Raw genomic sequence first — 17,528 nt, forward strand, 5'->3', positions numbered from 1 at the left:
AATTTGAGAAGAAAAATGAAAAAGCTCATTGCGTTAAGTGTTATCAGCCTTGTCCTTAGCGGCTGCGTTAATCCTGGCAAAGCATCTGTTCAGCCGGATCAGCTGAAGAGCCACCGTTTTGTGCTGGAAAACGTGGACGGCAAAGCCGTGAAGGGGATGACCGCGCAGCCTGAGATCGCTTTTAACGCGCTTCCCGATATCAGCCTCGTTGATAACATTAGCGTTTCCGGCCAGATGTGTAACCGCTTCAACGGGCAGGGAAAGCTGTCCGAAGGTGAGCTAAAAGTTAAAACGCTGGCGATGACCCGCAAACTTTGTACCGAACCGCAGCTTAACGAGCTGGATCAGGCCATCGGCGACATGCTGCGCAAAGGGGCGCAGGTCGACCTGACTGAAGACCAGCTGACGCTGGCAACGGCCGATAAGACGCTGATGTTTAAGCGCGCGGAGTAATCAGTAGCTACCGCAGCTTCCAACGGCAAGCGACTGTTCACTGCAGCGTTTGCCGTTTGGCAAGGCGCACATCCCGATCGCCGAACCATCAAGCTGGCGGGCAACGGACAGCGAGCCGCCAATCATGGCACAGTTGGCTTGGCCTGAACTGGACATTGCCGCTTTCATTCCCGGCGCCACGTGGGCCGCCGTGGCCTGCTGAACAGGTTCACTGCTGCATGCCGACAACAATAACGCGGCACACCCTACCCAAAATGCTGAACGCATGCTCTCTTCCCCGTAAATAGTGCGAAACCTAAGCATAATAGGCATCACATCCCGTGTCGTCGAGAGCGGAAGTGCGTATTTATGCGCTACTGAAACAATTTCTCGCAATTTTTTCGCCCTAAGTTTGATCTAACCATTGATGGTGAGAATACTGAGGACACAAAAGCGAAAATCGTAAAACCCCCTGTTTGCTAGACTACAGAGATAATATTCAGGGCTGGTCGCCTTATGACAGCCTCTCTGTTTTTGCGCAATGTAAGGGTGTCGTCCTATGCAAACTATTGACGGTAATGGTGCAGTTGCCTCAGTCGCGTTTCGCACCAGTGAAGTTATCGCCATCTATCCGATCACGCCAAGCTCTACCATGGCCGAGCAGGCGGATGCCTGGGCGGGGAATGGGTTAAAAAACGTCTGGGGCGATGTTCCGAGAGTGGTTGAAATGCAGTCCGAAGCGGGAGCAATTGCCACGGTCCACGGTGCACTGCAAACCGGCGCGCTCTCCACGTCGTTTACCTCCTCTCAGGGATTGTTGTTAATGATCCCAACGCTGTACAAACTCGCCGGTCAACTGACCCCCTTCGTCCTGCACGTCGCGGCGCGTACTGTGGCCACCCACGCACTCTCTATTTTTGGCGATCACTCCGACGTGATGGCCGTGCGTCAGACCGGCTGTGCGATGCTGTGCGCCAGCAGCGTTCAGGAAGCCCAGGACTTTGCTTTAATTTCGCATATCGCCACGCTTAAAAGCCGCGTTCCGTTTATTCACTTCTTTGATGGTTTCCGTACGTCTCACGAGATCAACAAAATCGTCCCGCTGGCGGACGAGACTATCCTGGATCTGCTGCCGCAGGCGGAAATCGACGCGCATCGCGCCCGCGCCCTGAATCCGGAGCACCCGGTTATCCGCGGGACTTCGGCAAATCCGGATACTTATTTTCAGTCCCGTGAGGCCACAAACCCGTGGTACAACGCGGTTTATGACCATGTCGAGCAGGCAATGAACGACTTTGCCGCCGCAACCGGACGCGAGTACAAACCGTTCGAATACTACGGCCACCCGCAGGCCGAGCGCGTGATTGTGCTGATGGGTTCTGCTATCGGCACCTGTGAAGAGGTCGTTGACGAGCTGCTGGCCCGCGGCGAAAAGGTCGGCGTGCTTAAAGTGCGTCTCTACCGTCCGTTCTCGGCTAAACATCTGCTCGCTGCGCTGCCAGAAAGCGCGCGTACCGTGGCGGTGCTCGATCGAACCAAAGAGCCGGGCGCACACGCGGAACCGCTCTATCTGGACGTGATGACCGCCCTCGCTGAAGCCTTTAATAACGGCGAACGTGAAACGCTACCGCGCGTTATCGGCGGTCGTTATGGCCTGTCTTCCAAAGAGTTTGGGCCGGACTGCGTGCTGGCCGTGTTTAACGAGCTAAGGGAAGCAAAACCCAAGCCGCGCTTTACGGTGGGTATTTATGATGACGTGACAAATCTTTCCCTGCCCTTGCCGGAAAACACCCTGCCCTCGACCGCCAAACTTGAGGCGCTGTTCTACGGTCTGGGCAGCGACGGCAGCGTCTCGGCGACCAAAAACAACATCAAGATCATCGGCAATTCAACGCCGTGGTACGCGCAGGGTTACTTCGTCTACGACTCCAAGAAAGCCGGCGGTCTGACCGTTTCTCACCTGCGCGTCAGCGAGCAGCCTATCCGCTCTGCCTACCTTATTTCTCAGGCCGACTTTGTTGGCTGCCATCAGCTGCAGTTTATCGACAAGTATCAGATGGCCGAGCGCCTGAAGCCCGGCGGTATCTTCCTGCTCAACACGCCTTACAGCGCCGATGAGGTCTGGACGCGCCTGCCGCAGGAAGTACAGACGGTGCTGAACCAGAAAAAAGCCCGTTTCTATGTCGTCAACGCGGCGAAAATTGCCCGCGAATGTGGCCTGGCCGCGCGTATCAATACCGTGATGCAGATGGCCTTCTTCCATCTGACCAATATCCTGCCGGGCGACAGCGCGCTGGTGGAACTGCAGGGGGCCATCGCCAAAAGCTACAGCAGCAAGGGCCAGGAGCTGGTAGAGCGTAACTGGCAGGCTCTGGCGCTGGCGCGCGAGTCACTGTTCGAGGTGCCGCTGCAGCCGGTAAATGACGCCAGCCCGAATCGCCCTCCGGTGGTCTCGGATGCGGCACCTGATTTCGTGAAAACCGTGACGGCCGCGATGCTGGCCGGGCTGGGTGACGCCCTGCCCGTCTCTGCGCTGCCGCCGGACGGAACCTGGCCGATGGGCACCACGCGCTGGGAAAAACGCAACATCGCCGAAGCGATCCCCATCTGGAAAGAAGAGCTCTGTACCCAGTGCAACCACTGCGTCGCGGCCTGCCCGCACTCGGCCATTCGGGCCAAAGTGGTGTCGCCGGAAGCGATGGAAGATGCCCCGTCCAGCCTGCACTCGCTGGATGTAAAATCCCGCGACATGCGCGGCCAGAAATACGTTCTGCAGGTCGCACCGGAGGACTGCACCGGGTGTAACCTGTGCGTTGAGGTCTGCCCGGCGAAAGACAGGCAGAACCCGGACATCAAGGCCATCAATATGATGTCGCGTCTTGAGCACGTTGAAGAAGAAAAAGTGAACTATGACTTCTTCCTGAACCTGCCGGAAATCGACCGCAGCAAGCTGGAGCGCATTGATATTCGTACGTCGCAGCTGATTACGCCGCTGTTCGAGTACTCCGGTGCCTGCTCCGGCTGCGGCGAAACGCCGTATATTAAGCTGCTTACCCAGCTGTACGGCGACCGGATGTTGATTGCCAATGCCACCGGCTGCTCATCGATCTACGGCGGTAATTTACCGTCCACGCCTTACACCACCGATGCGAATGGGCGCGGTCCGGCATGGGCAAACTCTCTGTTCGAAGATAACGCCGAGTTTGGCCTGGGCTTCCGCCTGACGGTTGACCAGCACCGCGCGCGCGTGATGCGCCTGCTGGAGCAGTTTGCCGGGCAGATCCCTGCCGAGCTCAATGCCGCACTACACGCTGACGCCACGCCCGAGGTGCGCCGCGAGCAGGTGGCCGAGCTGCGTCACGCCCTTCAGGGGGTGGCCGGGGCTAAACAGCTTCTGACCGACGCTGATGCCCTGGTCGAAAAATCGATCTGGCTGATTGGCGGCGACGGCTGGGCTTACGACATCGGCTTTGGCGGGCTGGATCACGTATTGAGCCTGACCGAAAACGTCAACATTCTGGTCCTGGATACGCAGTGTTATTCCAATACCGGTGGTCAGGCGTCGAAAGCCACGCCGCTGGGCGCCGTCACGAAATTCGGTGAGCACGGTAAACGCAAGGCGCGTAAGGATCTGGGCGTGAGCATGATGATGTACGGCCACGTTTACGTCGCGCAAATCTCGCTGGGCGCGCAGCTTAACCAGACGGTGAAGGCCATTCAGGAAGCGGAAGCGTATCCGGGTCCGTCGCTGATCATTGCCTACAGCCCGTGCGAAGAGCATGGCTACGACCTGGCCCTCAGCCACGATCAGATGCGTCAACTGACGGCCACCGGCTTCTGGCCGCTCTACCGGTTCGATCCGCGTCGTGCAGATGAGGGGAAATTACCGCTGGCGCTGGATTCGCGTCCGCCGTCCGATGCCCTGGCAGAGACGCTAATGCAGGAGCAGCGCTTCCGCCGCCTGAATGCGCAGCAGCCTGAGGTGGCAGAGCAGCTCTGGCAAGACGCCGCCGCGGATCTGCAAAAACGGTATGACTTCCTGGCGCAGCTGGCAGGAAAAGCTGAAAAATCCACCAGCGACTAAACCCTATGCCCGGCTCGTCCGGGCATTTTTTTTCCATAAAAAAAGCCCGATGTTTTCACATCGGGCTAATCCAGATAATTAATGAATCTCTCTTTAGTTTCCCAAAAGACATTCACGATAATTATGGATAAATAATCTTAAAGGCATATAACGGGGCAGAGATTACCTGATTTAACCGCTAATTAATAATTTTTATTTAATATGGTTTATTTTAACTCATTCATCAAGCAAATGACCATTTCCGCAGTTTTATCTGGTTTAGATTTTACTTAATTCGTAACAATTGTATTTTATTACTATTCCACAGGAGTGATCTAGCATGAGACAACTTTCTTATTCGGGAAGTTCAACAGGTAATCAAATAAAAACAACTGCAAAGGAATATCACTATGCAAAGAAAAGTACTGGCTCTGATGATTCCGGCTCTGTTAATGGCTGGCGCCGCGCATGCGGCAGAAATTTATAATAAAGACGGCAACAAACTGGATCTGTACGGAAAAGTGGATGGTCTGCACTATTTCTCCGATGATGCCTCTAAAGACGGCGATCAAACCTACATGCGTCTGGGTTTCAAAGGTGAAACGCAGATTAACGACATGATGACCGGCTACGCGCAGTGGGAATATAACATTCAGGCAAATAATACCGAAGGGTCTGATAACCAGTCCTGGACGCGTCTGGCTTTCGCGGGGGTCAAAGTGGGCGATTACGGTTCCTTCGATTATGGCCGTAACTACGGCGTGTTGTACGACGTGGAAGGCTGGACCGATATGCTGCCTGAATTCGGCGGCGACTCATACACCTATGCTGATAACTTTATGACCGGCCGCGCTAACGGCGTGGCAACCTACCGTAACACTGATTTCTATGGTCTGGTGCAGGGCCTGAACTTCGCGCTGCAGTATCAGGGTAACAATGAAGATGCCAGCAACAATCAGGAAGGCACCAACAACGGCCGCGACACGCGTCATGAGAATGGCGACGGCTTCGGTATTTCTACAACCTATGATTTCGGCATGGGGATCAGCGCCGGTGCCGCCTACGCCTCATCTGACCGTACCAACGACCAGGTTACGCATACCACTGCGGGCGGTGACAAAGCAGATGCCTGGACAGCTGGCCTGAAATATGACGCCAATAATATCTATCTGGCCGCCATGTATTCTGAAACCCGTAACATGACGCCTTATGGTGATAACACCGACGCCGTGGCGAATAAAACTCAGAACGTCGAAGTGACCGCGCAATACCAGTTCGATTTCGGTCTGCGTCCGGCAATTTCTTATCTGCAGTCAAAAGGTAAAGACCTGGGTAAAGGTCAGGGCGACCAGGACCTGGTGAAATATGCAGATGTAGGCGCAACCTACTATTTCAACAAAAACATGTCCACCTATGTTGATTATAAAATCAACCTGCTGGATGAAGATGACAGCTTCTACAAAAACAACGGCATCAGCACCGACGATGTCGTTGCATTAGGCCTGGTTTACCAGTTCTGATGGTCAGAGCCCGCAGCGTTACGCGGGCTCATTCTTTTTTGATTTTCGTCTCAAAAGAGCGCTTTATTTCGGTATTGTTGAGGATAAGTTGAAAGAAAACGGGTTAGACTGCGCGCATATCCCCTTCTTCACTAAGGATGATAGCGTTGTTTGGCCGCATATCCGTTACCATACTGACTCTTCTGGCGTGTTTATGGATGGCGTTGATCTTTGATTTTCGCGATATTGTCGGGCATCTCGGCACGCTGTTAAACCATCTGGATCGCCATTAACAGTTATTCCCAGAAAAAAGCCACCAGCTTTGCCGGTGGCGGTCATACGCATTTCGAGCGTTACTTTTTCACGGGTTGAGGTTTTTTATCCCCTGATTCGGGGGCCTCGCGCGGATCGTCTTTTTCAACACAGAGCATAATGTCTCCTGTTTCAGTTAACCACTTCCCACTATAGCCAGTGTGAACAGATCCTGGCCAGGCGGTAATCAACCTATATTGCTCTCTTTTTTGCGAAACGAGAGGTATCCAAAAACGCCGCTTTCACCATCGCTCGGATGGTTCACGCCGTCCATCACCGTCACTTCGGGGAAATCAAACGGCGACACATTTTCAAAACAGGCCACATTGACGCCGTATTCATTTGGGTTAGAGCGACGCTGATGGAACGTGTATATCCCGCAGACCGAGCAGAAGAAATGCCGCGCAGTCACCGTGTTGAAACGGTACTCCGTCAGTTTATCCTCACCTCTTGTCACGGTAATACCCGACAACGGTGCAGAGACCACAACTGCGCCCCGCATACGGCAAAAAGAGCAACTGCAGCGCCGCGCAGTATTAAAACCGTCCGTGAGTTCGACGGTAAATGCCACCGCGCCACAATGGCACTGTGCATGACGAATATCTGTCATCGGTTAGACCCCTTTTCTCACCAACTCGGCGGCCTTAACGAAAACCTCATCTTCTACGCCATCGCCTTTCTGCCTGCCGAGCCTGACCAGCTCTTCAACAATGCTGTCGCGATCGATCGGTCTCTGGGCGGAAACCAGCCCAATAACGGCGGCACCAATCGCCAGCCCCACTAATCCTGTTTGTTCGTCTTTGTTCTTCATACTCATGCTCCTGATACAACAAACAAGCGTAGCAGGATTTTTAAAAACGCAGCGTCAGGCCGTATTCACTGAATCGCTGTCAGCCCGACGCGCTGGCCGTACGATAGCTCTAAGGTATTTCCATCGGGATCGGCAAAGAATACATAATACCCAACGGGATCGCCCAGATCTTCCGGTGCTTTCCGTAACGCTCCTTCTTCGATGGCCATCGCGGTTTTTCTGTCAATTTCTTCGCGCGTGGCGCAGGCAATCCCAAGGTGGCCAAAATGCCCCAGCGGCGTATCGGTCACGTTGTCAGACTGCACCAGAACCAGCGCAAAAGGACGCGTATGGTCAGTCAGCCACGCCACTTTGCGGACATCGGGGAGATCGGGCTCACGCGAGTGGATGACCTCCATCCCGGCATATCGGCGGTAGAAAGCAACGCTCTTCTCCAGATCCCGGACCATAAACGCAACATGAGTGAATCCTACGTCAATGTCTTTCATTTTAAGATGTTACTCCTCTATTAACGTGTCGAAGCCATCTTAAAAGCTCAAGTTAACTTGAGGTCAACGGTGAATTTGTGCGGTCCTGCTGATGCTCAATTGGGGATGAAGGGATAAAAATAATACAGCCCCGCCGTAGCCGAGACGCTTACGACGACGCTCAGTAAAAACCAGGTTTTGAATGGCTGCTTCTGCGTTTTATGGCGAAAGAGCTGTTGGCCCACAATAGCGCCAGGCCACCCGCCTACAATGCCAAATACCAGTAACGTCCTCTCCGGTACCCTGCGCATCCCTTTCCGCGCAGCGGTTTTATCGGCGCCGTAAATGGCTATCGTCAGAACGTTAATCAGCAAGAACCACATGGCGCAGGGATACGCGGTAAAAACGCTGCCAGCTGCAGCGATGAACAGGAGCAAAAAGCAAAAACGATTCAAAGTCATAGTGACAGCCACTGGACAGGTATGCGGATTTCGAAAGGCATTATACGCTTTCTTACGCATGTATCAGCCTGAGGCCATCTTTCGTCAAACATACCCATTCAGTCCTGCGCCGTCTTCACGCCCTCACTTGTCAGCGTTATGCGTCCCGCTCGGTGCGACGGCAGGAGCGGAATACCAGTTTTCTTTGGCGACCATGACGCTTCCTTCAGGCTGCATGACAAAGTTGGGCGACATGATTTGCACGTTATATTCGTTAAAGACATCCTGAATGTTGCTGAACAGCGCATTGCGCGCGACGGCCAGAGGCTGCCCGGGTAGCAGCCTGACCTGAAGCTCATAGGCGATATACCAGTCCATTAGCGACAGCTGACGCACCAGCGGCGGCGTCGAAGGATCCACGCACGCTGTCCGCCTGGCGGCCAGCTCAAGCATGGCATGCACCTGCCGCCAGGGGGTGTCATACCCAATGGTGACGCTTACGGTTAAGTTGACGCTGCCGTCATTGTTTTGAGCGCTGAGGTTCGTTATCTTGCCGCTCACCACGACGGCATTAGGCACGGTGACCACATAGTTTTCGCGGGTGATAATTTTGGTGGCGAGCATACCAATTTCGCTCACCTTCCCTTCATTATCCGCGACCCGAATGACGTCGCCCTTGCGCAGCGCGCGCGAATAAATCAGTACGAGACCGCTCATCGCATGATTCATCACCCCAGCAGAACCCAGCGTCAGCATCAGACCAAAGAAGACGCTTATGCCCTTAAAAGCCAGCGAATTGGCCCCGGGAAGAAACGGGTATGCGGCGGAGAGCGCGAACAACCACACCACAACTGAGAGAAGTTTTCTGGTCGCCCCGACGGTTTCAGGGTGCAGCCCTGGAAACTGTAAACGCCCCACTTCTACCTGGTTGAGTACCATCTTTAACACTTTGAGGATTACCGCAGTGATGGTGAAGATGATGAAAACAATTGCCAGTCCTGGCAGCGCAGAGGCAACGGCTAAGGCAATCTGCCGTATGACATGTAACGTCCAGTCACCCAACGATGTTGCCCAGACTCGCGTCCAGGGAAACAGGCTGAACGACCAGCTAAGCCAGCCGTAAAAAGCCAAAATCATCACAACCAACATCAACAGGCCGTACAGGCGCGCTTCGATGAGGCCGATGAAACGGCGCCAGCGTTGGGGTACCCAGCTCCGCTTCTCTGCGACCTTTCGACGATAGTGCCCTCTTACCCATTTCCAGGAGCGCAACGCACCATACCCAAGCAGGAACCAAATCAAAATACCGGCCGCAGTCTTAGCGGTGGAAAGCACCAGCCATCGGGTATCATATTGATCGCGAAGCGAGTTACGCTGCGCTTCCAGACGAGCCAGGACGCGCTGAGCGGCCTGATCCAGGGTAAGATCGTCCCCTTCATCCAGATCTGATTCTGTCAGCAGCATGACCGGCTTACCATTCATCACGAACAGTCTTCCCTGCTGGTTATACCGGGTGACAGGGATAATTGTCAGAGGTTTGCTAACATCTTCCTGCGAGAAATTACGTAACGTATTTCGAATCCGTAATACACGCTCTTCTGGCGTGGTGAAACCGAACTTTGCCTGCAGCATGACGATCGGTTGATGAAAGATATATAGCGTGCGTGCCCGCTCACTTTCAGTCGGTTCCTGTCGGGGTTCGGCAGCAAAAACGGAATGAGCAGGGAAATAGAGTAAACATAATAATAGAGCGAGCACTAACCTGTTCATATCTACCTGTATTTCATGAATTATGCGTTTTCACCAGGCATTGTATTAACATCATGCCGACCTACAGCCGTCGAAAACGTCCCTGCGAGAAATACCGTTCGCAGGGCAAAGCTCTTGGCTATCATGTTGAATTTCTTGAAAACCTCTCAACGTTCTGCTACATCACATAGAGGTTTTTGTTATTAAGCGCTTAATGAAAGGAAGCATGAATAAATATAAGTGGTGATACACAATCAGCAAGTTACTTGCCGAAAATTAACGCGTTGTATTTGTAATGAAAGGCACTAACCTCTTGTCCATCACGAGTTGTTAACCTGCATCCCTTTTCCTTCTTGTCAGGCTAAATCTTTCGATGCAATCCCTAAGCGTATTGAATTCGTCGCAGTAATCCGTACCATACGCGGCATGCCTACGCCTGCTGGCGTTTATCTGCCAGCGCTATCCCGTCTTTCATTGCCGATCAGAGGGGCTTGAAAACGCGAAAAGGGTTTACGAAATTTACGGGGCAGGATAGCGGAAATGAGCCAGAATCTGATCGTCATGCCGGAAGTACGGCCGTCGATTTAGAAAGAGGTTACCCCTATGGTGCCCTGACGCCTCCCGAGACAAATAAAAATGCCAGAGAATCAATCGAGTACAAAGAAAGAGCAATACAACCTGAATAAGCTACGCTGATTTAGCCAACTCATTGATATCATTTATATTATCATTTAATTCAATTAGTTATAGCATAATAACTTCCCCCTAAAGCTACCCATAACTACATTTTTAGTGCCCTTTTTTTGCCCCTTTTCCGCATTTTTGCCCCTAAATTTGCCCCTAACTTTACCCAGTGCGCACCTCTTTTTCTCCCTGCCCTATACTTTCAGTCTGACTGACTGGAGGTTTCTATGTGTGGACGCTTTGCACAAGCTCAAACGCGTGAAGAATATCTGGCTTACCTGGCCGATGAAGCCGATCGCGACATCGCATACGACCCTGAGCCTATTGGACGTTACAACGTGGCGCCCGGTACAAAGGTCCTGCTGCTGAGCGAACGAGACGAGCAACTGCATCTCGATCCGGTTCTGTGGTCATACGCGCCCGGGTGGTGGGACAAAGCACCACTGATTAACGCGCGAGTCGAGACGGCGGCCACAAGCCGCATGTTTAAAACGTTATGGCAGCATGGCCGGGCAATATGCTTCGCCGACGGATGGTTCGAATGGAAAAAGGAAGGCGACAAGAAACAGCCCTACTTCATTCACCGGGCTGACGGCCAGCCAATATTTATGGCCGCGATCGGCAGCACACCGTTCGAACGCGGAGATGAAGCAGAAGGTTTTCTGATAGTGACGTCTGCAGCTGACAAAGGACTGGTCGACATTCACGACCGCCGGCCGCTGGTTTTGTCTCCGAAAGCAGCACGTGAGTGGATGCGTCAGGATTTAGGAGGGAAAGAAGCGGAAGAGATAGCTGCTGACGGAGTTGTGCCCGCCGACAAGTTTATCTGGCACGCCGTGTCGCGCGAAGTGGGGAATCCGAAACATCAAAGTGCTGAATTGATTAGTCCTATAAGTTGATAAAATATGATTATTCGTACTTAGATTAACCCCGAAAGTGAGTTCATAAATCAATTTTTAATTGTTTAATCTTTTCACTTTTAGCTTTTTTTATGTATTATGTTTCAATTGAATGAATACCATTAATAGAAGGCTCATCATGTCTGATTATCTAGAATATCTCCCAACGTTGAAAAGATTATCCAAGTTAGATAAACTTACTGAGCATGATATTTCTCAGCAATTCAAAAAACATCACAATAAAGATGTTGCAATCTTTAAAACAGAACTCTGCTATGGTTCTTTTAAAGTAGCAGTTGATGGTTTAAACTTTTTACTGACTGAAAGACCCATATCATACCTTAATAAACGCTGGGGTCGTTGCACAGTTATTCAGGAGCATGCAAACCCTCTAGGCATAGCCTTACCATTATATATAGGAGAGGGCACAATTTCTAAGGCCATTCATGAAATAAAAAAATCAGAAAGCCCCTTAGACAATGCCAATAAATGGCTATTCGAAAACTTCTCGCTAGAGGTGGCCATTGCTTATTTCAATAAATACTTTAGTAAGAGCGAATCACTTAAGAATTATAAAACAATTATTTTTGAAGCTATAGAAGCCTTTTACCTAGGTTACGATCACATATCTATCATGTCTCTTTTTCCTGTGTTTGAGGGAGGATTAAGGAGCTTATTCGTTATATATGCTGATGGTGACAACACTAATACCAGCGCTGATAGATTCGAGAAAGAAATAAGGAAGCTAATTATTAACTGGGGATTACGTGAGGTTGATGGATTCGATTGGCATCCAGGGAAAGGTTATGACATTGAAAGTGAAATTGATTTCTTCACACATATAAACCCCCAGTGCGATGTATTAAACTCAACCAGAACGTTTTTTAAAAACGTAATCTACAAACCGACTGGAGGTATTAATGAGGGCAGTTTCAATAGACATTTAACGCTACATTTGCTGAATAATGATTTTAATGAGCCGTCTAATTTTGTTAGGATTTTCTTGGCATTAACCCATATAAGCTTTGCCGAAAGCCTAATGAATAACAACGTACCTTTCTCATGGGAAGGCATTGATGACAATGACCGATACATTGCTTCTTTCATTTCTAAAAATAGCGATATATTCTTTAGATATCGCAGAGGTGAAATTAGAAAACTAGGGTTAAATTTATATTAATTCAAGCAATGTGTCTTACTGCAAGCATCAATGTTAGTGCCTGATTTTAAATTTATTATTAGCGCTTTCGATGATTGCTTTTGACGCATTGCGGATTACTACATAACAAAGCTTCATCGAACCCTGAGCAGATCTGAATATCTTGTTGTATACCGCGGTGACAACATTTCGCGTTTCATCTGCCACTGCTGCTGAATGCCCTGCCCGGCAAAGTAGAGCGTGCCTTTTCCATCTTTAGCGTTTAGGTGATCGAGCACTTCCATCAACCTCTCGCTACCTGCACGCGGCGCGTTCTCATCAAACAGGTTGAGCTGAGCCACACCTTGACTGAAGAAGTCGCCCAGCATAATGCCAGCCTTTTGATAGCGGTGACCATCCTTCCAGACTTTGTCCAGGCACTTTACCGCAGCGTTGATGATGTCGCGGGAATCTTGGGTTGGGGTGAGAAGCTTCATGGACGCGCTGTTACCGTAATACGGTTCATTAAGCGCAAAGGGAGAGGTTTTCACGAATGCAGAGATAAAGCGGCAGTACTGATGCTCGCCGCGAAGCTTTTCGGCGCCACGCGCCGCATAGCTGCAAATAGCCTGGCGCATCTGTTCGTACTCGGTGACGCGTTCGCCGAATGAGCGACTGCAGACGATTTCCTGCTTTGCCGGAGCAAACTCCTCCAGATCAAGACAAGGCTCGCCGCGTAACTCACGGACCGTTCGCTCGAGGACGACATTGAAGTGCTTCCGAATAATCCACGTGCTTTGTTCAGAAAGGTCGAGGGCAGTTTTTATGCCCATGGCGTTCAGCTTCTTGCTGATGCGCCTTCCGACGCCCCATACGTCCTCTACAGGCACGATAGCCAACAGCCGACGCTGGCGATCGATATTGGACAAATCAACAACTCCGCCCGTCTGCCTCTGCCATTTCTTGGCGGCGTGGTTTGCGAGCTTAGCGAGTGTTTTTGTTTGCGCAATGCCAACCCCGACAGTCAGGTGCGTACGCTTAAGAACCGTAGCGCGGATTTCTTTGCCGAACTCCGTCAGGTCCCGGCAGTTGCGAACACCTGCCAGGTCGCAAAAAGCTTCGTCGATGCTGTAAATTTCGACGCGAGGGCTCATTTCCTCAAGCGTCGTCATTACCCGGTTTGACATGTCAGCATAGAGCTCGTAATTACTGCTAAAACAAACAACACCAGCTCGCCTGAATAGATCCTTTTGCTTAAAGAACGGCTCGCCCATGGTAATTCCAGCCGCCTTGGCCTCGGCGCTGCGTGCGATTACACAGCCATCGTTATTTGAGAGAACAACAACCGGCCTCCCTCTCAGGTCCGGCCTGAATACAGTCTCGCATGATGCGTAGAACGAATTCACATCACAGAGGGCAAACATATTCAGCTCGCAGATTTAACGATGAAAGTAACAACGCCAAACACGTCCAGTGTGTCTTCACTGCCAACGATGATCGGTGAGTAAGCGCTGTTCATCGGCATGAGCTGGACTGTTGGGCGTAGCTGCAGACGCTTAACAGTGAACTCCCCTTCTACCGATGCGATCACGATATCTCCATGCTCAGCTGTTCGCGAGCTATCAACCACCAGCAGATCGCCGTCGCTGATCCCAGCCTCAATCATTGAATCACCCGCCGCTTTAACGAAATACGTTGAGCTCGGGTGAGCGACAAGTAACTCATTGAGATCGATGCGCTGTTCAACGTAATCAGCCGCAGGGCTTGGGAAACCACACTGTACTAAGTCACTGAAAAGCGGAAGAGCGATAATTTCTCGCAGTTCTGTTGGCCTGATGAATTCCATAACCCACACCTCAAACACTGTTTTTATATACAGTAGTTTTATTTGTAAGTGTCCGCAAGATGCAGGCCCTACCGTCACTGCTTAAAGCTTCGCCGTTTCGTTTCTAAGTTTCTATTCAGCTTCGAATTATGAGTTTTGTAAATTTTATGGCCGTAACTCAGTGTGAACAGATTTAAGCCGATTTCGAAACTGGGAATTTTTTATACAGTGTACAAACCGCCACATCATAGATGATTGCCACCTGCTTCCTGTCCACGCCGTTCGCTATCAGTCGACCCGCCTGCGCCCATTGTTCCTGGGTGAGCTTTGGCCTCCTCCCGCCGATTCGTCCTTTCTCACGAGCTGCGGCCAACCCTGCCCGGGTGCGCTCTACTATCAATTCCCTCTCCATTTCTGCCAGCGCTGACATGATATGAAAGATGAAGCGCCCCATCGGGCTTGATGTGTCGATGCTGTCCGTGAGGCTCTTAAAGTGGATGCCGCGTTGCCGGAGTTCGTCCACCAGCAGCACCAGATTCCGCATGCTGCGACCGAGTCGATCCAGTTTCCAGACCACCAGCGTATCCCCCTCATTTAATGCCTTGAGAAGCCTTTTGAGTGCTGGCCGATTCGCTACCGTTCCGCTCATTTTTTCTTCGAAAATTTGTTCACATCCTGCGCGTTCGAGCGCTTGCCGCTGAAGATCCGTATTTTGGTCATTTGTTGACACCCTAACGTAGCCAATTTGCATATTTTTCACCCAGTTATTTTTGCAAAAAAAATCAGGTGAAGTTATCGGCCAGGCCGCTCAAGAGCAATCTATAAAACGTCGGTTTAGGAAGTAGCGCGACGAAAGACGTCGGAACGGCTACCGGAACCGTGGCGGCCGGGGATGATTCGCGGTTTAATACTGTCGATAAAAAAACAGGGGGAAATGTTACTGGCAGTTTGATGGTAACTCAGGGCAATAGTATTGGAGTATCCACTCAGGCCGGCGGTGATAAGACCATTAAGCTATACAACATCACAGGGGATGGGACTGAAGGAGGTTATGTAAACGCGGTGGGAGGGGCCTGGTATGGCGGGAACTGGACTCTTGGCGGCGTTCGGGGAGGCGCGTCTAATTTAGACAGAGCGCAGTTAAATGTTAATAGCGGAACTGGTACGGCGGGGTCATTTTTATTTTACCCTGATGAAAGATTCAAATCATCTTCGTGTGGAGCTGATGGGGCTGGATATGGTGGCTCTTGGTCAGACATTAACACATGGCAAAGGAATATCTCTTTTTTTAGGGGGAACTTAGCTGTTAATAATGATGCAGGGTTTATTCCCTTTGCCCGCTGGCATAGTCAATGCAGTGGCGGATATTCTTCCACTGTAGGGCTTGGCTCTATAGCTACCGGGCCTAGTTCATGGGCGGATGTCGCAATAACAACACTCGGGGATGGTGGCTCTGCCGGACAGCGTATATTTCAATTCACGACAGCAAACGGTGATATATATGCTAATGCTGGTGGAAATCTTTCCGGTAACTATATTTTCCAGAAACAGCCTAACTGTGATATTACGCTAAAGCACGATGTGAAATATGATAATGGTTATCAGTCATACGCGAATATAAAGAAGCTCCTGCCAGCAACTTACGTCTACAACGACGACCCTCGTGAGAGGATTCGCCGGGGTATCATTGCCCAGGATGTCATGAAAATTGACAGCGAGTACGTCAAACTGGTTCCTGCATCACCAGCGTTCGACAGTGAGGGCAACAGGATTGATGCTGATGATACGTTGGCGCTTGATACGAACGTCATTATGCTTGATACGGTGCTGGCCCTGAATTACGTCATCAAGAAGCTGGAGGCTACACAGAACGAGCTGGAGGATCTTAAGCTAAAAATAGCGGCATCATGAAGCCCGAGCATTCAGTTGCAGCCCGTTCCGGCAAATGACGGGCTGCAAAATATTCAGCTTCCTGATTCCAGTTTTTCAACCTTACTCGTCAAATCATCGACCTTAACCATTAGGGCAAGAATGGCCTCATGGTGCAGAGCTGCCGCCACACCTGATGTGTCTAAGGCCAGTGTTTTTTCCACAATCTCGCCATTTCCCAGCCTTGTTTCCCCATACTCTTTTACCGCTTCAGGGAAAATTTTTTTAACCTCCTGAGCGATAAAACCGTAACCATGCAGATTGTTATCTTTACGATCCCACTCTACCCCCCTGAATAATTTCATCTTATCCAGAGCATCCTCGATAGTTTTAATATTGTCTTTGATTCTGGCATCAGATGTATTTACCCAATTGCCGACCGCACGGCCATCGACATTAAAACTCCATACAGGGTTACCTCTTGGAGCATTTACCCCGATCAATATTTGCTCAGTCTCATAATCATTCGTGCTATAAGCGGCAACAATAAATCCCTGTGAATTTGGTCTTTTTAGTTTCATCCCTCCATAAATAGCCCCTTGGTCACCCGGCTTTACCGTTTCAAGCATCGTTGTATGGCCGTAGGAGTGATCAATATATAAAGCGTCACCATTGATAGATGTACCGCCATTGATAGTACCTCCGCTCTTTCCGTTCACAGTTCCGAACCGTGAATCATCCCCGGCCGCCACGGTTCCCGCCGCCGTTCCAACGTTCCTGGTGGCGCTGTTTCCCAAACCGAGGTTTATGCGAGCGTCTTCGGCATTCGTTGCGCCGGTTCCGCCGTCTGCGACAGCAACCGCACCGTTGCTCCCTTTCTGTGCCAGTTTACCGATGCCAGGGATGGTGACGGAGGTGCCGTTGATCGTAACGGTAATACTCTGGTTGGCTGAGGTTGTGGCGAACGTCTCCCACGCGCCAATGTTCTCGTCATAATCTTTGATGAGCTGTGACATCGCCTGTGCCAGCCCGTCTACAGAGATATTGTCGGACACCAGGATTCCATACTTCTGACCACTCAGTGCCGGAGCGGCAGCAGGTGTAACCGTCATCGAGGTGGAGCTGTCCACGCTTGAGATCTGGAAAATTTGAACCGGGCTCGACATGACGATAATCGTCTGGCCAGCGCGAACCTGGCTGGCTGGCGCCGTCCAGTTTGTACCCGTCCCGGTGGCGGTATTTCCGTTGATAGCAATAGTGCCAGTGTTATAAAGCATGAACTACCTCACGATAATAACGATCGTTTAAAGCGATCAATAATGTAAAATTGATCGCCCTTA

The 17,528-nt window shown here is 51.0% G+C and carries 17 protein-coding genes and 1 pseudogene; 7 read left to right on the forward strand and 11 right to left on the reverse strand.

The window, feature by feature from the left end; translation table 11 throughout:
- Positions 1 to 15 precede the first annotated feature (15 nt).
- The gene (gene hslJ, locus V1603_RS15575) at positions 16 to 453 is read left to right on the forward strand and encodes a heat shock protein HslJ (protein WP_116339600.1); all 438 of its coding nucleotides are present in this window, start codon (positions 16 to 18) and stop codon (positions 451 to 453) included.
- Here the strand turns inward: hslJ and V1603_RS15580 are convergent, their stop codons facing one another.
- Positions 454 to 720, reverse strand: a complete 267-nt coding sequence (locus tag V1603_RS15580) for a DUF333 domain-containing protein (RefSeq protein WP_028013313.1) — start codon at positions 718 to 720, stop codon at positions 454 to 456.
- Positions 721 to 991: 271 nt separating this feature from the next.
- On the opposite strand from V1603_RS15580, the gene nifJ reads away from it, so the two are divergent.
- Entirely contained in the window at positions 992 to 4,516 is a 3,525-nt protein-coding gene (gene nifJ / locus V1603_RS15585) for a pyruvate:ferredoxin (flavodoxin) oxidoreductase (protein ID WP_395312919.1), read from the forward strand.
- Between the two features lie 389 nt (positions 4,517 to 4,905).
- Positions 4,906 to 6,015, forward strand: coding sequence for a porin OmpC (gene ompC, locus V1603_RS15590; RefSeq protein WP_116339596.1), 1,110 nt, complete (start codon positions 4,906 to 4,908; stop codon positions 6,013 to 6,015).
- A gap of 332 nt (positions 6,016 to 6,347) precedes the next feature.
- Here ompC and V1603_RS15595 read toward each other — a convergent pair whose 3' ends face one another.
- The 6 genes from V1603_RS15595 to V1603_RS15620 all read right to left on the reverse strand — a co-directional run bounded on the left by V1603_RS15595 (position 6,348) and on the right by V1603_RS15620 (position 9,794).
- On the reverse strand, positions 6,348 to 6,425 hold the full coding sequence (locus V1603_RS15595) for a hypothetical protein (protein WP_223239581.1): 78 nt from the start codon (positions 6,423 to 6,425) through the stop codon (positions 6,348 to 6,350).
- A 68-nt stretch (positions 6,426 to 6,493) separates the two neighbouring features.
- Entirely contained in the window at positions 6,494 to 6,916 is a 423-nt protein-coding gene (locus V1603_RS15600; RefSeq protein ID WP_116339594.1) for a GFA family protein, read from the reverse strand.
- 3 nt (positions 6,917 to 6,919) lie between these two features.
- The gene (locus tag V1603_RS15605; protein ID WP_116339592.1) at positions 6,920 to 7,117 is read right to left on the reverse strand and encodes a hypothetical protein; all 198 of its coding nucleotides are present in this window, start codon (positions 7,115 to 7,117) and stop codon (positions 6,920 to 6,922) included.
- Between the two features lie 65 nt (positions 7,118 to 7,182).
- Positions 7,183 to 7,605, reverse strand: coding sequence for a VOC family protein (locus V1603_RS15610; protein WP_116339591.1), 423 nt, complete (start codon positions 7,603 to 7,605; stop codon positions 7,183 to 7,185).
- A 95-nt stretch (positions 7,606 to 7,700) separates the two neighbouring features.
- Positions 7,701 to 8,045, reverse strand: coding sequence for a DUF1294 domain-containing protein (locus V1603_RS15615; protein WP_192985269.1), 345 nt, complete (start codon positions 8,043 to 8,045; stop codon positions 7,701 to 7,703).
- 123 nt (positions 8,046 to 8,168) lie between these two features.
- A complete protein-coding gene (locus tag V1603_RS15620) occupies positions 8,169 to 9,794 on the reverse strand; it encodes a mechanosensitive ion channel domain-containing protein (RefSeq protein WP_395312920.1) in 1,626 nt (541 codons plus the stop codon).
- A gap of 374 nt (positions 9,795 to 10,168) precedes the next feature.
- On the opposite strand from V1603_RS15620, the pseudogene V1603_RS15625 reads away from it, so the two are divergent.
- The 3 genes and pseudogenes from V1603_RS15625 to V1603_RS15635 form a co-directional block, all read left to right on the forward strand.
- Positions 10,169 to 10,308 (forward strand): annotated as a pseudogene (locus V1603_RS15625) (site-specific integrase); the annotation flags it as partial.
- A gap of 376 nt (positions 10,309 to 10,684) precedes the next feature.
- Positions 10,685 to 11,356, forward strand: coding sequence for an SOS response-associated peptidase (locus V1603_RS15630; protein WP_395312921.1), 672 nt, complete (start codon positions 10,685 to 10,687; stop codon positions 11,354 to 11,356).
- A 139-nt stretch (positions 11,357 to 11,495) separates the two neighbouring features.
- Positions 11,496 to 12,536, forward strand: coding sequence for a hypothetical protein (locus tag V1603_RS15635; RefSeq protein WP_395312922.1), 1,041 nt, complete (start codon positions 11,496 to 11,498; stop codon positions 12,534 to 12,536).
- A 113-nt stretch (positions 12,537 to 12,649) separates the two neighbouring features.
- Here the strand turns inward: V1603_RS15635 and V1603_RS15640 are convergent, their stop codons facing one another.
- From V1603_RS15640 to V1603_RS15650, 3 genes are all read right to left on the reverse strand, one after another.
- Positions 12,650 to 13,918: a Y-family DNA polymerase gene (locus V1603_RS15640; RefSeq protein WP_395312923.1), complete on the reverse strand. Its 1,269-nt coding sequence runs from the start codon at positions 13,916 to 13,918 to the stop codon at positions 12,650 to 12,652.
- Between the two features lie 2 nt (positions 13,919 to 13,920).
- Positions 13,921 to 14,340 carry a translesion error-prone DNA polymerase V autoproteolytic subunit gene (locus tag V1603_RS15645; RefSeq protein ID WP_395312924.1) on the reverse strand — a complete coding sequence of 140 codons (420 nt, stop codon included), beginning with the start codon at positions 14,338 to 14,340 and terminating at the stop codon, positions 13,921 to 13,923.
- A gap of 172 nt (positions 14,341 to 14,512) precedes the next feature.
- Positions 14,513 to 15,070: a recombinase family protein gene (locus tag V1603_RS15650; RefSeq protein ID WP_395312925.1), complete on the reverse strand. Its 558-nt coding sequence runs from the start codon at positions 15,068 to 15,070 to the stop codon at positions 14,513 to 14,515.
- Between the two features lie 200 nt (positions 15,071 to 15,270).
- Between V1603_RS15650 and V1603_RS15655 the strand changes: the two genes are divergently transcribed.
- On the forward strand, positions 15,271 to 16,230 hold the full coding sequence (locus V1603_RS15655) for a tail fiber domain-containing protein (protein ID WP_395312926.1): 960 nt from the start codon (positions 15,271 to 15,273) through the stop codon (positions 16,228 to 16,230).
- A gap of 53 nt (positions 16,231 to 16,283) precedes the next feature.
- On the opposite strand, the gene V1603_RS15660 is transcribed toward V1603_RS15655, so the two are convergent.
- Complete coding sequence (locus V1603_RS15660) at positions 16,284 to 17,465, reverse strand: tail fiber domain-containing protein (RefSeq protein ID WP_395312927.1); 1,182 nt, start codon at positions 17,463 to 17,465, stop codon at positions 16,284 to 16,286.
- Positions 17,466 to 17,528: the final 63 nt, after the last annotated feature.

Source organism: Enterobacter sp. ECC-219, from assembly GCF_043966805.1.
In the GTDB taxonomy this organism is placed as follows: domain Bacteria; phylum Pseudomonadota; class Gammaproteobacteria; order Enterobacterales; family Enterobacteriaceae; genus Enterobacter; species Enterobacter cloacae_N.

Bases quoted from the DNA above. Each gene is read 5' to 3' on its own strand.
- hslJ (WP_116339600.1), top strand. From the start codon at position 16: ATGAAAAAGCTCATTGCGTTAAGTGTTATCAGCCTTGTCCTTAGCGGC.
- V1603_RS15580 (WP_028013313.1), bottom strand. From the start codon at position 720: ATGCGTTCAGCATTTTGGGTAGGGTGTGCCGCGTTATTGTTGTCGGCA.
- nifJ (WP_395312919.1), top strand. From the start codon at position 992: ATGCAAACTATTGACGGTAATGGTGCAGTTGCCTCAGTCGCGTTTCGC.
- ompC (WP_116339596.1), top strand. From the start codon at position 4,906: ATGCAAAGAAAAGTACTGGCTCTGATGATTCCGGCTCTGTTAATGGCT.
- V1603_RS15595 (WP_223239581.1), bottom strand. From the start codon at position 6,425: ATGCTCTGTGTTGAAAAAGACGATCCGCGCGAGGCCCCCGAATCAGGG.
- V1603_RS15600 (WP_116339594.1), bottom strand. From the start codon at position 6,916: ATGACAGATATTCGTCATGCACAGTGCCATTGTGGCGCGGTGGCATTT.
- V1603_RS15605 (WP_116339592.1), bottom strand. From the start codon at position 7,117: ATGAAGAACAAAGACGAACAAACAGGATTAGTGGGGCTGGCGATTGGT.
- V1603_RS15610 (WP_116339591.1), bottom strand. From the start codon at position 7,605: ATGAAAGACATTGACGTAGGATTCACTCATGTTGCGTTTATGGTCCGG.
- V1603_RS15615 (WP_192985269.1), bottom strand. From the start codon at position 8,045: ATGACTTTGAATCGTTTTTGCTTTTTGCTCCTGTTCATCGCTGCAGCT.
- V1603_RS15620 (WP_395312920.1), bottom strand. From the start codon at position 9,794: ATGAACAGGTTAGTGCTCGCTCTATTATTATGTTTACTCTATTTCCCT.
- V1603_RS15630 (WP_395312921.1), top strand. From the start codon at position 10,685: ATGTGTGGACGCTTTGCACAAGCTCAAACGCGTGAAGAATATCTGGCT.
- V1603_RS15635 (WP_395312922.1), top strand. From the start codon at position 11,496: ATGTCTGATTATCTAGAATATCTCCCAACGTTGAAAAGATTATCCAAG.
- V1603_RS15640 (WP_395312923.1), bottom strand. From the start codon at position 13,918: ATGTTTGCCCTCTGTGATGTGAATTCGTTCTACGCATCATGCGAGACT.
- V1603_RS15645 (WP_395312924.1), bottom strand. From the start codon at position 14,340: ATGGAATTCATCAGGCCAACAGAACTGCGAGAAATTATCGCTCTTCCG.
- V1603_RS15650 (WP_395312925.1), bottom strand. From the start codon at position 15,070: ATGCAAATTGGCTACGTTAGGGTGTCAACAAATGACCAAAATACGGAT.
- V1603_RS15655 (WP_395312926.1), top strand. From the start codon at position 15,271: ATGGTAACTCAGGGCAATAGTATTGGAGTATCCACTCAGGCCGGCGGT.
- V1603_RS15660 (WP_395312927.1), bottom strand. From the start codon at position 17,465: ATGCTTTATAACACTGGCACTATTGCTATCAACGGAAATACCGCCACC.